The 326-nt window shown below is 34.4% G+C and carries 1 pseudogene; it reads left to right on the top strand.

The window, feature by feature from the left end:
• Positions 1 to 133: 133 nt before the first annotated feature.
• Positions 134 to 326: pseudogene (locus C1G53_RS09585) on the top strand (haloacid dehalogenase); the annotation flags it as partial.

Consider the following 326-nt stretch of genomic DNA (forward strand, 5'->3'; position numbering starts at 1 on the left):
TATTTTTAAGAATGAATAGAAAACTAGACTGAAATTCCTAGGGAATTTTCTTTGCCTTGATATTGATAAAATGATATTCTAAAAAGGCAGATCAACTTAAGTATTCTCATTTTGAAAAGAGATGGAGAGTGGGATGATAGAGTGGATATTTTTTGATTTGGGTTCGACGCTTTTAGATGAAGAGGCTGCTTATGGTTATTATATAGACAAGTGTGTGAAGAAGTTAGAGTCTCTGGATATAGAGGTTTCATCAGATTCTTATAAAAAGAAAATGGTGGAGTATGCTCATAAGTCGCTGGATCCCATTCGTTCGACCTGGCACTATT

This window comes from Streptococcus suis (genome assembly GCF_002960445.1).
GTDB classification, from domain to species: Bacteria; Bacillota; Bacilli; order Lactobacillales; family Streptococcaceae; genus Streptococcus; species Streptococcus hyiners.